This is a genomic window from Acinetobacter sp. YH12052 (genome assembly GCF_013419835.1).
In the GTDB taxonomy this organism is placed as follows: domain Bacteria; phylum Pseudomonadota; class Gammaproteobacteria; order Pseudomonadales; family Moraxellaceae; genus Acinetobacter; species Acinetobacter amyesii.
Map to the genome: position 1 here is coordinate 36,414 of NZ_VOZI01000002.1, position 15,459 is coordinate 51,872.

Below are 15,459 nucleotides of genomic sequence, written 5' to 3' on the forward strand. Positions count from 1 at the left end.
AATCACAACAGGTGCGACATGTTGTGACGCTTTTAACTTAATCATCATTATAAGACCATTGCTGGTCAAACTGTTGATCATTTTCTCTTTTAAATTTACCAATATCTCGACGATCTTTTTTACTTGGTCGATGATCTGGCCGAGCTAGATTATGCAACTTTCTTTGTGATGCGAGCAATTCCCGTTTTGCAATACTGACCTCAGTTTCATCATAAAGCAGCTGAGCGGTTGGGGCAGGCCCACGAACATCCGACAGTGCTTTCACCACCACGGTTTTTTTCTCAAGGCCTTGTGCAATGGTTAATTCCATGCCTACACGAACTTCACGAGAGACTTTAACGCGTTCGCCATTATGATGAACTTTACCGCCTTCAATAGCATTTTTGGCAATAGAGCGTGTTTTAAAAAAACGTGCAGCCCACAACCATTTGTCTATACGCATACCAACCGCATCTTCGGATAGATTTGATTTACGCATATTTTTTCTGTTCCTCGGCTTGCTCAGTCGTTTGAGCTTCTAAAATAGGGATTAAATCTGTTAATGCGGACAGCATTGGGTAATTGCAAGTCTCGCGAGGCGCTTTGGCAGATGAAGGTTGCTGAATCGAATAGAGCTGTTCAATCCCAAAAAGTTTTGCACCATTGAGCACTTTTTCTGTGTCATCAATGAAGTAACAGTTTTTTGCATCGAAGGGGTGTTTGCTTGCTAATATTTGCCAAAACTCAATAAACTCTTTGGCATGACCGAGAGTTTCTGAACTGACGATAACATCAAAATAATCACGAAGACCGGTTTCTTCGAGTTTGAATTGTAAGCCTGCAAAGTCGGCATTGGTCGCAAGCCAAATAGGATAGCCATTTTCTTTTAGATAGGTAAGCAGCTTAATGCAGCCTTCGCGTTTAGCCACTTTGGCTTTTTGTTCTATTTGCATTGCCAAAACATCAACGCCAACTTGTGACGTCCAAAAGCGAGATGAGTACCATTTTAGGGTATGATTATGCTGTTGATAAAAACTAAATAGCGTTTGCTTGCTTTGTTCGAGTGAGCATTGATGCTGTTCAGCATAACGAATTGGCAGCAGCTCATTCCAAATGAAATCATCATAAGCAAGATCGAGTAAAGTACCGTCCATATCGAAAATGATCGTCGGCTTTTCTGAGTAATTTGGCATATAAAGGTATTCTATGTTTAAAACAACAACAGCACCGCAAGACCCACTGATTTTGCAGTTGGTTCCCATTGTGACACAAGCTTGCGAAATTTTGCGAGAAGAATATCAGCGTTATTGCTCAGGAGCGAATTTTGATGTGGAACGTAAAAGTGATGATTCACCGGTAACGCAGGCGGACTATCGTGCAAATAGCTATATTACCCAAGCATTATCCAAAGTTTCTAACTTGCCTGTATTGTCAGAAGAAGGTGATAAGTCTGAGCGTATGCAATGGCAAAAATTTTGGCTGCTTGATCCCTTGGATGGTACCAAAGAGTTTTTACATAAAAGACCTGAATTTACCATTAATCTGAGTTTGGTAGATGGGGCCAATACCACTTTTGCCATATTGGCGATCCCGGGGGAATATAGCGTATATATTTGCCCCTTTGCGGGACTGCCGCTGAAATATGATAGCCAGTCCACTGCATGGTATGAATATGTTCAAACCTCTGCAGAGAGTGTCGTACACGTTGGCTTGAGTCAAAGTGCCAAAAATAAGCCGATTTATACGGACTATCTAGACGCTTTAGAAAAACTCACTCCTTTTCAGGCCTACCATGCTGGTAGTGCATATAAGTTTTGTATGATGTTAGAAGATCGAGTGGATATTTATCCGCGTTTTCATCCGACTTGTGAATGGGATACCAGCGCTGGACAATGTTTAATCGAGCGTATTGGTGGTGGTTTGGTTGATTTTAAAGGTCGCGCATTTCTATATAACCAACGCACGACTTTATTAAATGGTGGATTTATTGCATTTAAAAATGCCGAAATGAAAGAATTGGCCTTAAATGCTTTGGCAAACATGCCTGACAAAACTTGAGCTAAATCGGGTTCATGCTATAGTGTCAGCACACTCCGTTAAATCTCCTGCATTTAAGAACTGTCAATTATGGCCCTAGATTTGCTCCCTCCTAGTATGCTGAAAGCAATAGACTTATTGCCGGATGAAAAGACGCCTGTAACATTGTTTACACGTCATTCCATTCGTGAAGTTGTACAAGGACAAGGCTTGGCCGGTTATGACTTGCAACTGACCCATCAAGGACGTGATTTAGCCGAAGCGTGGGGCAGCTATTTGGTTGAAAATACCGATCGTGTTATTCAGCACTGTATTTCGAGTCCAATTCAGCGCTGTGTGGATACGGCGGCATTGATGATTCAAGGTGCAGATAACGTCACGATTGAACCGAATACCCACCATATCGAGATCATTGAACAAGGATTATTGGTCGAGCCGGGAAGTTTTGTGCTCGATATAAAAAAAGCAGGACCATACTTTCAAAAGCAAGGTGCTTTAGGCTTTATCAATAGTTTTGTGAATAATGCTTTGCCGGGTATGAAACAACCCATTCATGGGGTAGTAGATGTATTGGAGTTGATTTACAACACTCATCCAACCAATGATTATGGGCTGAGTCTAGCGGTGAGTCATGACACGATTTTGGCTGCAATTCTTGCCATTATTTCAGGTAAAAATATCGTGACACGCGAAGACTGGCCGAAAATGATGGAAGGACTATTTGTTTGGTTTGAAGGAGATGTATTCCTTGAATCTAAACTGAAATGGATTTGGCGTGGTGAACTACATGAATTAAATATTCGTGAATTTCAGCAGGCTGAACAGCAACTTTAAGTATTTTTGCGCATACAAAATATTTAAAAAAGGCATCCATGTACGGGATGCCTTTTTTATCTGCTTCAATATTTCATTAAATAAAAGATTAAATATTGGCTTTAATTCGTGCGGGATACTGATTTAAATCAATACTTGAACCGTCGTCACTATAAGGCCAGCGACTAGTATTGACAGGTAGATGTTGTTGGTGGATTCGACTGTATTTGTCTGCAGCAATCAATGTCGCAATGTCATGATCTTTAATACTATACGCTTGCACGAGTTCAACTGGATATTGTGTGCGTTCAAAAAATTCAGCTTCTGTTTCCCCTTGATGCAGCGCAAAGATGCGTTCTACAGCAGGTAAATACACGCCATATGCTAACCATGAGTCCACGCCTTGAGAGGCTTGAATCTCTGCGGTTGATTTCATATTTGAAATGACTTTACCTAAAATGTCTTTTTCACCTTTCGATGTAAAATATTCAATATATTGATGTTCTGCTTCTGCAAATTTTTCTAATGATGGCAAAAATTGGTTAATCGACATTTTCATCCCTCTTTTCATTTGTACAGCAATGGCTGCCTAGGATGAAAATTAAAATACCATAAAAAATATATGGGATTAAACCATTTCTAAAAATTTTTATTTACAAAGTTTCTAAAAATATCCTGACAATTTTTGTCGGGAATATACGATTGTATTTAAAGGCCTACATCTTAATTTTAGTTGAAAAGTGAAGTACCTGTCACACCAATCGTGATTCTGCCAATACAAAATATTTAGATTTAATTTGAATTGTTAATAAGTGACAAAACTTGACAATTGAATGATTAATAAAAAGAAAATAGCATTAACTTTGTTTTAACTTATTGATTTATATATTTTATGTAAGTCTCTTAATTGGATTTTTTTGTGGCTAATTGGGGAATAGTAGTGAAAAGTGTGATAGGTTTTTCATATAACAAGTTATCAATTTGTATTGTGTCATTAATGTTAGTTGCTTGTGGTGGCGGAGGTGGTGATGATAGTTCAAGTAGCTCTGCATCAACTGCCAGTTATCCAGAACCGACCCAAGATATAGTCGATGAAACAAGCATTGGTTTTTATGACTACGATGCCAATGATGCTGTTCGTGAAATACGAAATGATTTAGTCGGCAGCTTTTCAGCTCAAGTTCAATTTGGTCAAAGTCATGTTGTCGATCCGAATGCAAACGAAGCCAAGAAAATGCCACGGTTAACCAGTGAAAAAGAAGCGCTGCTTATCGTGACGCCAACACTTGATATGCAAAACATCAAGCAACTCAAAGTAGAAATCTATCAAAACAATCGTTTAGTTCGTACCGCGACATTGGATGATCCAACGCACATGCCTATTTCAGACCAGAGTGGGCAAAGAGGTCGTCCAGATGTTTGGTACAGTAAACGTGCGTGGACTACGAAACTCAATTGGGATGAAGTTAAACCTGGTCTAAGATTAAAATTTATCGACGCAAATAAAGTCAGCGGTGAATTGGCTGAGGATAAAATCGATTTTGCTGCACCAGGTGAATTGGTTTTAAATAATATCCGTGTTGGTATGTTGGCAGATAAACCAAATTCTACCGGTCACTATATGCTGCTTGAGCCTGAAAAAGCAGGTACAGATTATTTCCAAACCATTCCTGCAGCAGAAATGACGGTTGCACAATATGATGATATGCAGTTAACACGTGCAATGGTTTCCTCAGGTGTTATTTATGACAGTAAAAGTGCCGGAGATGGTGGTGTTTATGCAGGAGACATGCGTGAGGATGTTGGTAAATCAACGTTTAGTGTTGGTATAAACCTTGCCAACTGGGGTATTACCAGTGCATCTATGGCCAATCAAAGCCAGCCACAATTAACCCAAACAGTAGTTGTCCATCATACGAAGGGGAACTATGCCAATGGTGTGCATACCCATGGCCTGAGTGGTGGTAATGGTATGCTGACACTTTATGATTCTGTAGGGAATGAATTTAGCCATGAAATTGGCCATCACTATGGTTTAGGGCATTACCCTGGTCAGGTGGGTGACAACCTATTTTGGGCTGCACACCATGCGGATAGTGGATGGGGTTATATTGCTAACCGTCATATGATGCGCGGTAATTTATCGTGGACGGCGACATGGAAGTGGGATGGTAGCAATGGGATCCCTAATTTTAAAAATATGTTCCCATACGGTAAAGATGCCATGTCTGGCGGATATACCGATAGTAATGTATCACGATATACGCATTACACGGGCTACAGTACATTCCTGAAAATTCAACCGCACTTTGACCGTTATGTCTGGGATGAAACATCACCTACCGGCTACAAAAAGTGGAATAAAACCACTCGTGAAATGGAAGTCGCTCAACCGAAGATGCCAAATTCTACGGCTCCGGTTTGGTATAACGCAGATCAAAATTATCCACGACCACGAGTATTTGGTCAGCCTGTCATTACCATTTTAGGGGGCTATGATCCGGTCAATCAAGTTGGTTTGTTGTATCCTGCGGCACGTTCAAACTGGGGTAATGTGTATGACTTAAATGCTGCCAATACCGCTTTGGATCAAGCGGCATGTTGGTTGAATGTGCAATACACGAATAAAGTCAACAATATTGCTTTAGCACCTGTACGACTAGGTAGTAATGCCAATAAACTGCATGTCAATTTAGCTTTGGCAGATCAACCACAGAAGGTCAATTTATATTGTAAAAAAGCAGGTGAAGAAGCCAAATTATTAGCAAATATTGAAATTCCAGTTTACAGCACAGCGATCAAGCCGGCCGTCAAAATTGGACGTCAGCATGGTTATAGTGCTTTGCGTGCTATCGAGCTTCCTCAATTAGAAAGTGCTTTGGAAGCGCAAGCTGCAAATGCTGTTGTTGCTCTTAATCCAACTGAAAAAATGCTGTATGAGTCATATAAAAATGACAAGTCATTGATGAATAGTGTGGCGCGTCAGCAATTAACCCGTTATGAGTCGCAACAAAACACCGCATACCGACTAAATCGTTGGATGAATGTGTATGCACAAGACCTAACCAATCAAGTACCTGAGGCGCAAAGCGCACTCGAAGCATTTATGAAAAAGCTTTCAGTCACTCAAGAAGGTATGTTCGAGCAGATGACATTGATCAAAAATGGTAACAACTGTTTGAAATCTGAAACCTTAACTGATGGAGCATTAAATTTGTACATCAGTGGTCCAAGCGGATGTACTGCGGATGATACTGAACAGTGGGTATATGATGCCATTGGTCGTATACACAGTAAGTCAAATCCAGATCAATGTATTACAGGCAACGGTGGTTCAGCTAAAGTGACGCTAGAACGTTGCGTGTTAAACCAAACCAACCAAATTTGGACCATGGACCCTGCGACTACAACGATTCGTCAAAGTGGTCAATGTATGGATTTAAATACGGGACGTTTGCAGAATAACCGTGCGGATTTAATTCGATATAGTTGTACCAATGGTGGCAATCAACGTTGGACAAATTTGACAGCAAGCCAAAACTTATTATGGACATATTTATCAGCGACGAATATGAAGCTGATTAATAAATAATCTGTAGATAGAAAAATAAGGTCCAATAAGGACCTTATTTTTTGCTTTTAAAAATCTTTAGGCACAAAAAAAGCCCTAAGAAGGGCTTTTTTCATCGCAACAAATTAGTTAGCTAAAGCTTTAACTTGTGCATTTAAACGGCTCTTATGACGAGCAGCTTTGTTTTTATGGATGATGCCTTTATCAGCCATACGGTCAATTACAGGAACAGCTTTTTTGTAAGCTTCTGTAGCGACAGCGTAATCACCAGCAGCAATAGCAGCTACTGTGCGTTTAAGATAAGTACGAACCATAGAACGTAAGCTTGCGTTGTGTTGACGTGCTTTAACGTTTTGACGAGCACGTTTTTTTGCTTGAGCAGAGTTTGCCACTCGTGCACTCCTTGAAATAGATTGGTCTGGGCGGGCTGAAATTACATCTGAAAACCAACATCAGAAGAACTATCACCAGCCCGTAAACAAGTGCCATATTGTGATTAAACTAAGCGCTTAAGTCAAGTCTTGACATGCTTTGACAACATTTTAGATGCAGAAAAATTTTAAAGAAAACGTTAGATTAGTCTAAAGTAATTGAGATTGTATGAAAAATGACTAAAAGTATAGAGAATGCGATTGTCATCGGAGCAACAGGATTGGTCGGGCGGGAATTGGTTCGTCAGCTCAGTCAAAATGCAAGATGTAAGAATATTACGGCTGTGGTACGTCAGCGTGACCATGAACTGAATGGACTGGCAAAAGTTCAACAAATGGTGATCAGTGACTTTCTTTCTCTGACTCAGGATGATGTGAGAGATTATAGTCATGCCTTTAGTTGTTTAGGCTCGACCATTAAAAAAGCAGGGTCTAAAGATCATTTTTATCATATCGATTTTAGCATCAATGCACATTTCGCTGAATTATTAGAATATACAGAAACCCATTTGATCATAGTTAGTGCTATGGGCGCTGACGCCAATTCCGCATTTTTTTATAATCGAGTCAAAGGGGAATTGGAATATTATTTAAAAACCTTAAAGTTAAATCAACTTTCGATATTAAAGCCTTCGCTGTTACTTGGCGAGCGTCATGAATCTCGGCGTTTAGAAGATGCGACACAGAAACTTTATATGCGCTTTTCGCATTTTGTACCAGACCGTTTCAAATTTAAGCCAGTGACAGCACAGCAAGTGGCTCATACTATGGTCGATGCAGCACAAACTCAGACTGAAAAGTTCGAGATTTATGATAATTTACGCATACTAACAATTAAATGAGGGAAATACCGTGTCTACAGTTCCATTCGTCACCTGTGATTTACTTGATGATCATCCAGATAAAGAATTACAAGTGGTGATCCCGTCGTTGGATGGTAAATTCTTTCAAAGTTATGGTGCACGAAAAAGTTTTGGCGGTCAGGTGATGACGGTCAAATGTTTTGAAGATAACTCTCGTGTTAAAGAATTATTGGCAACCGATGGTACGGGTAAAGTATTGGTTGTGGATGGTGGTGCGTCGATGCGCTGTGCCTTGATGGGTGATATGATTGCTGAATCTGCAGTTAACAATCATTGGAATGGCGTCATTATTTACGGCTGTGTGCGTGATGTTGATGCGATTGCCGAACTTGATTTAGGTGTGCATGCTTTGGCTGCGATTCCACAAAAAAGTAACCGCAAAGGCGTGGGTGAAACAGATATTCCATTAAGTTTTGGTGGTGTAAACATTCAGTCTGGTGATTTTATTTATGCTGACAATAACGGCATTGTTGTTTCAAAAGAGCAATTGGTTGCTTTATAAGCGTGTTTGAATTTTTAGTCGTGAAATGAAAGCGTGATTCTTGCTCACGACGATATAAATGTGAAAAAGTAAATACAAACATCAGCTGAGGACTCTCGGCTGTTGTATAAAAATACGAAATAAAAGAAGAAAGGAAGAAGTGTATGTTGTTGCATCAATTAAAAGTGGCGCAAGCGTTGCTCTCAGGCGTAGCAGAGGGCGGACGTGGTACAAATGGGACGCCTTATCCGAAACAACCTGAAAAAGCCCTTAAACTTTACGAATTTGAAGGTTCTCCGTATTGTCGTCGTGTACGAGAAGTACTAACCACACTCAATTTGGATTATGAGGTCTACCCATGTCCCAAAGGGGCTAAAAAATACCGTTTAGACGTGCAGAAATTAGGTGGAAAACAACAATTTCCTTTCTTGGTGGATGACAATACAGGGGATCGTTTGTACGAATCTCAGCAAATTATTCATCATCTATTTAAACATTATGGTAAAACTGGCCAAACGCCTAAGAAATATGCCAGTTATCCTAAAATTCCGTATGTTGCCTATGTTGGAACCTTAATTAATGGGGCTCAAGGCGTGTGGGTGCAGCGTAAAGTCATTCATCGTGATGCACCAACTCAACTCTTAGAACTATGGGGTTTTGAAGCGAGTCCATATACACGTATCGTACGTAGCGCATTGTCTGAAATGGAATTGGCATATATCTTTCATAATGTGGCTAAGGAACGTTGGCAAGATCAGGGATTAGCGGTAATGCGCTTAAGACCTGGTAAATATGTACCCCTGAAAGGTGGCAAGCGTGAACAAGTGTTAAAAATCATGGGGAACAATATACAAGTGCCATATTTGAAAGATCCTAATACTGGTGTAGAACTTTTTGAATCTGAAAAAATTGTAAAATATCTGAAGAAGCAATATTTGAGCTAATCTCACTCAAGTTTAAGCTAAGTGCAGTGTATAGTCAGACTGATGGCTATACACATATTGTAATGTTAAATGGATTTAAAATTAGAAGAAAAATGCATCATAGCTGCATCAATTGAATTAGAATAAATTGTTAAAAAATAAGAAATTTACTTAATTATAGGGATATCCTAAAAGGATTAAACTCATTAATGTAAAAGACATTTCATTTTTTCGGGGGAAGTAAAATCATGTCACCACAAGAAGTCATACTACCCGTACCGGTGCTCGTCGTTGAAGATGAGGAAATTATTCAATTACGTTTACGTCAAATTTTGACAGAGCTGGGTTATAAGCGTGAAGAGCTTATCTTCACCAAAAATGTTAAAGAATCTATTCAAGCCGTAGAGACCCAACCGATATCCTTAGCCTTAGTTGACTTAGGTTTGCCTGATGGTAGTGGTATCGAAATTATTGAAAAAATACGTTCCCTCGAAAGTAATACCATGATCTTGGTTGTCTCTGCATGGAGTACACAAGAAAGCTTATTTGCCGCAATTAAAGCAGGTGCAACGGGCTATGTATTAAAAGAACGTGATGATGCTGAAGTACTTTTATCTATTCGGAGTATTTTACGTGGTGGGGCGCCGATTGACCCATTTATTGCACGAGAAATCCTTAAACAAATATCCGAAGCCGAAGCGCCAAGTCCAGAACAAACAGTCGCCGATGAAGCAGACCTGAACCTCTTGACCAGTCGTGAAAAAGAAATTTTATGTTTGGTTGCTCAAGGTTTGAGTAACCGTGAAATTGCTGAACAGCTTTTTGTTTCTCGCTATACGGTAGAAAGCCATATTAAACATATTTATCGCAAATTAGCCGTAACGAAACGAACCAAAGCCGTGAGTACAGCAAGATCTATGGGTATTCTATAATGCGTAAAGGAGGATATTTTTTCTTATTTATCCTCTGTTTAGTATGGGGGAGCTTGAGTCATGCAGAGCAAGTTTTCCCTGTAAATGATCAATGTAATGTAACTGTGAATAGCATTTCACGGGTGAAGACACCATCCAATCAAGAATTACCCAGAACGGGATGGAAAACCACGCAATTACCTGACCGTTGGAAAGAAGATAAAGACTGGGAAGGTTATCAAGGTGGTGCTTGGTATAAACTAGACTGGTCTTGGTACTGTAAAAATAATGCCCGTTTGGCAGAACCCATCGTACTATATATTGATTATATCATTAATACGGGTTCAGTCTTTCTGAATGGCGACTTGCTGTGGACCAATAAAAATCTTCAAGAACCGATTTCTAAAAGTTGGAATGTTGCACGCTATTGGATTTTACCGATAAGTGGAATCAAACATGATCATAATGAAACTTTGATCTATGTGTATGGTTACTCGAGTTTAAATGCTGGCTTGGGTCCAGTAATATTTAACAATGTCATGGCAACGGTAGAGCAAGCCGAAAAAACAACGTTTACACGTCGAACCATATTACAGTTAAATATTTTTCTTTCTGGGGTCTTGGGTCTAATTTGCTTTATTATTTGGTTGATGCGTCCTCGTGATACCAGTTTTGGCTGGTTTGCGCTTTCAACAGTGTTGTGGATTTTATTTCTCAGTAATGCTCTGACTACTGAAACCTTTCCATACCCAGATTCGATTTTTTCTGCCAAAGCTAATCTGATATTTGTAATGCTGTACTTTCAGTGCTTTAGCATTTATATCTTACGCTTTCTTGGGCGTAAGTTTCCACGAATAGAACTGTCATTTACAATGTTGACTGCTGCACTGATTGGTGTGGTATGTATTTGGCCATTCGAACAAAATGCAGATATTTCGAGCCTTATTTTCTTTTTGTATTGTGCATTCTTTTTTATCACTTACCTCTATCTGTGTAAAATTAGTTTCAAAGAACGAAGAAGAGACTATATTTTATTAGCAATCTGTTTGACTGCGATAATTGTGATAGTCATAGGTGATATCACAGTCTTGGTGCTCTTTCCAAAAGAAAATTTTACACCTTTATCACCCTTTACTTCACCGATTATCACCTTATTTATAGTGGTGATCTTGGGGGCGAGACTTAATCGAAATATACAGAAGATTGAAAAATATAATGATGATTTGGCATTTGAAGTTCAGAAAGTCAGTGATGAATTATGCAGTAGCCTAAACGATAAACATCAGCTTGAACTGAGTAATGTACGCCTACAAGAACGAATTAAATTATCACATGATCTACATGACGGTCTGGGCGCATCCATTGTGCGCTCGATGATCTTGGTTGATCAGTGTGAAAGTAATATTCCAAATAGACAGTTCTTGTCGATGTTGAAATTATTGCGCGATGATTTAAGGCAAATTATTGATAGTGGATCATCTTTAGACAGTAAAGTGCCAAATTCACCTTTGCTCTGGATCGCACCTGTTCGACATCGCTTTAGTCAGTTGATGGATGAAGTGGAAATGAATGCCAAATGGTGTATTCCTTCGCAGTGGGCGATCAAACCAACGGCAATTCAGTGTCTGACTTTAATACGAGTGATTGAAGAAAGCCTGACCAATATTGTGAAACATAGCCAAGCAAATCATGTCAATGTCACGCTGTCACAGTTCGAAAATGGCGCATTGCTATTAACCATTGAAGATGATGGTGTCGGTTTCGATGTTGAGAGTGTTTCAAATCATGGCATGAGTATTGGGATGCGAAGTATGAAAATGCGTGTAGAACGGATAGGCGGAAATTTCAAAATTCATTCTCAGCAAGGCTGCACGATTATTCATACAGAAATTAATTTAAAATCAGCTGCATAAATATCTCTAAATGAGCATAATTAAATATCAACAGACTCTACTGGTGAAAGCGAAAAATTTGGGGGCTTAGTCGCTGACAAATTAAAATCTTATGCAAAAGATGAAGAAAGTGCTGCGAAGACGACGGGTAAAATGGCAAGTTTTGCAGCAGGATTGGGTACGGTTCTGTTCTTTGAAGATTTAGATGTGGTCAGTGCTCTACAAGCACAGTTTCCTTCTTATGCAGAAAACTTTCCAATTTGGGCAGAACATTCAACTGCCATTGCCCAATTTGCGACTTGGACTGCGTTACACACCGAAGGTTTAGGCGCATCACTACAGCATTACAACCCAATTGTGGATGAACAAGTACATGCTGAATGGGACATTCCTGCGCATTGGAAACTTCGTGCTCAATTGGTTTTTGGTTCAGTGGAAGGTGAAGCGAAAGAAAAAGGCTATATGGATGATGCAGCTCGTTTTAAAATCTTCCAATAATTGCAGCGTATAGCACTCAATTTTGATAAAAAAGGAACGAAAAATAAGTTCCTATTTTTATAGCAGTTTTTATTGAAATAGATAGGGTTGGACAAGATTTTCATCCGTGAAAACCTTGTCCAGATTAGCCCATTGAGGACTGAGCTAAACGGGTGGCTAGAACCAACTTTCTTGCATGTTGAGGCAAGTATCATCAAGTTCTAGCAATAACTTGGCTTGGTGCTCTATTTCAGGTAATTCCCAGCGGATAAAATATTGCGCGGCTTGTAATTTACCGGCTAAGAATTGTTGATCTTCAGCTAAATCTGAATGTTCAAATTTCACAAGAGCTTGATTAGCCATTTCAAGCCATAGCCATGAAATGATGACTTTGCCCATCATGTCTAGATACAAGGCAGAATTACCCAGTGCCTGATCGACACGACCTTGGGCGAGGACTTGTCCCAAACTTTGTGTGGTTTTCTTCACCGTGTTTAAATGCGCTGAAAAAATTGCTGCAAGCGCCTGAGTTTTTGGATGTTGAGCTTGATCAATTGTATTTTGCATACGTTGTAATAACAGCATCAAACCTTTACTGTTGTGCTGCCAAAGCTTACGACCCAACAAATCCAAAGACTGAATGCCAAATGTGCCTTCATGGATCGGATTTAAGCGGTTGTCGCGATAGTATTGTTCAAGCGGATACTCACGGGTATAGCCCGCACCACCTAAAACTTGGATGGCTAAATCATTGGCTTTTGGTCCATAGGCGGAAGGGAATGATTTGACGACAGGGATAATCAAATCTAATAACAACGCGCTGTCTTCATTGTTAGCGGCTTGATGTTCATCAATTAATCGTGCAGCAAATAGGCATAATGCGAGTGCGCCTTCCACATAGGATTTTTGTGCCAAAAGCATCCGTTTAACATCTGTATGTTGAATAATATTGACAGGTTTTGAGGTAGGATTTTTATCTGATACTAAGCGACCTTGTGGACGGTTTTTGGCATATTCGAGTGACTCTAAATAGCCACGGTATCCAATCATGGCTGCACCTAAGCCGACACCGACTCGTGCTTCATTCATCATCTTAAACATATATTTAAGACCAGCACCTGCTTCACCAATCAGATAGCCAGTACATTGATCTTTTTCACCAAAGCTCAGTACTGTCGATGTTGTACCTCGGTAGCCCATTTTATGCAATAAGCCAGCCAGTTGTACGTCATTGGCATCTGCAAGTGAACCATCGCTTAGGGTTTTAAACTTCGGAACAATAAACAGCGATATACCTTTCACGCCCTGAGGTGCATCTTGGATGCGAGCAAGGACCAAATGCACGATATTTTCAGTGATGTCTTGGTCACCCCCTGAAATAAACATCTTTTGGCCTTTGATAAGGTAAGTACCATCGGCTTGTGGTATGGCTTTTGTGGTCAAATCACCCAAAGATGAACCCACATCAGGTTCAGTCATGGCCATCGTTCCAGCAAAGCGACCACTGAACATATGCGGTACAAACCTATCTTTTTGTTCAGTCGTACCGAAAGCTTGAATTACATTTGCAGCCGCAGCGGTTAAAAATGAATAAGCCACTGATGAAGGATTTGCTGACATGAAATAAGCATTTGCAGCCATGTTGATCAAAGTCGGAAGTTGCATACCGCCTGCATCATAATCATGCTGCGCACAAAGCAAGCCGGCATCTGCAAATTGCTTCCATGCCGTTTTGACTTCAGCAATGGTATTAACCTGTTGACCATCAAAGGTTGGTTCATTTTGATCGGCTGTTGCGTTATGGGGTGCAAAAAAGTCTTGAGCAATACCTTGTGCAGTTTCTAGGATGCTTTTGAAGGTTTCAGCATCATGCTCAGCAAAACGTGGGTAATGCGTTAAGTCTTGCGCTTTAAACACGTCAAATAGCAAAAAATTTAAATCTTTGTCATTGATTAACTGCGCCATTGATCAATCTCTAATCGGGTCGAATTTTATGGCTTAAGCCTAGCAGTTGATTTTTAGATATAGAATTGTCAATAATGACACTTAATAAGTCAAAAATGACATTTTGATAATTTGAACTTTAAATGAAGAAAATCATAATTTTAGCATTTGATGGCGCTTTAGCTTCCGCGATTACTGGGGTCATTGATTTATTTGCAATGGCGGGGGTCAGTTGGAACCGGATCCAAAAACAAAATGTGCAGCGGCTATTTCAGGTCAAAATTGCCTCACAACATGGTCAAGCTGTGCAATGTATCAATGGCATCAAGCTTTATGCAGATTTAGCATTTTCTGAAATAACAGATGCAGATATCATTATTGTTCCAACGATAGGCGCGGCGATTTTAGATGTTTTAGCGCAAAATTCAGCACTAATCGAGTTATTAAAAACTCGGCAATTGCAGAGCGGACTGATCGCAGGAAATTGTACGGGTAATTTTTTTCTGGCAGAAGCAGGGCTTTTAGATGGTAAGCAGGCAACGACGCATTGGGGCTTTCAGCAAATGTTTCGTGAACGCTATCCTTTGGTGAAACTGAATGCAGATCAGCTGATTAGCCATGATCAAAATATCTATTGTGCAGGCGGCGGCTTAGCATGGTTTGATTTGGGACTACACCTAATAGAACGTTTTTATGGTTTTGAAACGGCAATCCATACGGCAAAATCATTTGTATTGGATTATCGTCGTGATAGTCAGTTGTCCTATTCATTATTGAAAATATCTAAACCGCATCAGGATGGTTTGGTGCAAAAAGTTCAAGATTGGTTAGAACAGCATTATCATGAAAATATTGTCTTAGATGAACTTGCAGCGCAGTTTAATGTGACAACGAGGACATTGATTCGACATTTTAAAGCGGCTTTGGATATTCCACCGAATCAATACTTACAATCGATACGGATTGAAGCTGCACGAAAGCGTTTAGAAGAAACGGGACATGCTTTAGATCTGATTATACGAGATGTTGGCTATAGTGACCCAAGCTCATTTCGACGGTTATTTCAAAAAAAAACGGGGCTGAGCCCCTTAGAATATCGTCGACGTTTCAGCCGACGATTTGATGTTTAGTTATAGT

Annotated in this window: 14 protein-coding genes and 1 pseudogene; 10 read left to right on the forward strand and 5 right to left on the reverse strand. The window is 39.8% G+C overall.

All coding sequences use genetic code 11. From position 1 onward, the window contains the following. Positions 1–37 precede the first annotated feature (37 nt). Both FTU06_RS01450 and FTU06_RS01455 read right to left on the reverse strand, forming a co-directional pair. Complete coding sequence (locus tag FTU06_RS01450) at positions 38–478, reverse strand: RNA-binding S4 domain-containing protein (RefSeq protein WP_180007773.1); 441 nt, start codon at positions 476–478, stop codon at positions 38–40. Beyond that, positions 471–1,172, reverse strand: a complete 702-nt coding sequence (locus tag FTU06_RS01455; protein WP_180048914.1) for an HAD-IA family hydrolase — start codon at positions 1,170–1,172, stop codon at positions 471–473. Before FTU06_RS01455 ends, FTU06_RS01450 begins: the two co-directional genes overlap by 8 nt. A gap of 13 nt (positions 1,173–1,185) precedes the next feature. Here FTU06_RS01455 and FTU06_RS01460 point away from each other — a divergent pair, with 13 nt between their 5' ends. Then, positions 1,186–2,037: a 3'(2'),5'-bisphosphate nucleotidase CysQ gene (locus tag FTU06_RS01460; RefSeq protein ID WP_180059080.1), complete on the forward strand. Its 852-nt coding sequence runs from the start codon at positions 1,186–1,188 to the stop codon at positions 2,035–2,037. Between the two features lie 69 nt (positions 2,038–2,106). Further along, complete coding sequence (locus tag FTU06_RS01465) at positions 2,107–2,850, forward strand: histidine phosphatase family protein (RefSeq protein WP_180088419.1); 744 nt, start codon at positions 2,107–2,109, stop codon at positions 2,848–2,850. An 88-nt stretch (positions 2,851–2,938) separates the two neighbouring features. Here FTU06_RS01465 and FTU06_RS01470 read toward each other — a convergent pair whose 3' ends face one another. Continuing rightward, positions 2,939–3,382: a hypothetical protein gene (locus FTU06_RS01470; protein ID WP_078189203.1), complete on the reverse strand. Its 444-nt coding sequence runs from the start codon at positions 3,380–3,382 to the stop codon at positions 2,939–2,941. Between the two features lie 444 nt (positions 3,383–3,826). On the opposite strand from FTU06_RS01470, the gene FTU06_RS01475 reads away from it, so the two are divergent. After that, positions 3,827–6,421, forward strand: a complete 2,595-nt coding sequence (locus FTU06_RS01475) for a M66 family metalloprotease (RefSeq protein WP_180144475.1) — start codon at positions 3,827–3,829, stop codon at positions 6,419–6,421. A gap of 104 nt (positions 6,422–6,525) precedes the next feature. Here the strand turns inward: FTU06_RS01475 and rpsT are convergent, their stop codons facing one another. Next, on the reverse strand, positions 6,526–6,792 hold the full coding sequence (rpsT, locus tag FTU06_RS01480; protein ID WP_078188707.1) for a 30S ribosomal protein S20: 267 nt from the start codon (positions 6,790–6,792) through the stop codon (positions 6,526–6,528). A gap of 215 nt (positions 6,793–7,007) precedes the next feature. Here rpsT and FTU06_RS01485 point away from each other — a divergent pair, with 215 nt between their 5' ends. The 6 genes and pseudogenes from FTU06_RS01485 to FTU06_RS01510 form a co-directional block, all read left to right on the forward strand. After that, positions 7,008–7,673 (forward strand): NAD(P)H-binding protein, encoded by a 666-nt coding sequence (locus FTU06_RS01485; RefSeq protein WP_168377555.1) that lies wholly within the window; start codon positions 7,008–7,010, stop codon positions 7,671–7,673. Between the two features lie 10 nt (positions 7,674–7,683). Further along, positions 7,684–8,196, forward strand: a complete 513-nt coding sequence (rraA, locus tag FTU06_RS01490; RefSeq protein WP_180059082.1) for a ribonuclease E activity regulator RraA — start codon at positions 7,684–7,686, stop codon at positions 8,194–8,196. Positions 8,197–8,339: 143 nt separating this feature from the next. Continuing rightward, on the forward strand, positions 8,340–9,119 hold the full coding sequence (locus tag FTU06_RS01495; protein WP_180073893.1) for a glutathione S-transferase N-terminal domain-containing protein: 780 nt from the start codon (positions 8,340–8,342) through the stop codon (positions 9,117–9,119). 227 nt (positions 9,120–9,346) lie between these two features. Continuing rightward, on the forward strand, positions 9,347–10,030 hold the full coding sequence (locus FTU06_RS01500; RefSeq protein ID WP_078188703.1) for a response regulator transcription factor: 684 nt from the start codon (positions 9,347–9,349) through the stop codon (positions 10,028–10,030). 53 nt (positions 10,031–10,083) lie between these two features. Beyond that, positions 10,084–11,922 carry an ATP-binding protein gene (locus FTU06_RS01505; protein ID WP_306670129.1) on the forward strand — a complete coding sequence of 613 codons (1,839 nt, stop codon included), beginning with the start codon at positions 10,084–10,086 and terminating at the stop codon, positions 11,920–11,922. 42 nt (positions 11,923–11,964) lie between these two features. Then, a pseudogene (locus tag FTU06_RS01510) lies at positions 11,965–12,399 on the forward strand (nitroreductase family protein); the annotation flags it as partial. A gap of 156 nt (positions 12,400–12,555) precedes the next feature. Here FTU06_RS01510 and FTU06_RS01515 read toward each other — a convergent pair. Next, complete coding sequence (locus FTU06_RS01515) at positions 12,556–14,343, reverse strand: acyl-CoA dehydrogenase (protein WP_180114004.1); 1,788 nt, start codon at positions 14,341–14,343, stop codon at positions 12,556–12,558. 122 nt (positions 14,344–14,465) lie between these two features. On the opposite strand from FTU06_RS01515, the gene FTU06_RS01520 reads away from it, so the two are divergent. Next, entirely contained in the window at positions 14,466–15,452 is a 987-nt protein-coding gene (locus FTU06_RS01520) for a GlxA family transcriptional regulator (RefSeq protein WP_180088409.1), read from the forward strand. The last annotated feature ends 7 nt before the right edge of the window (positions 15,453–15,459 follow it).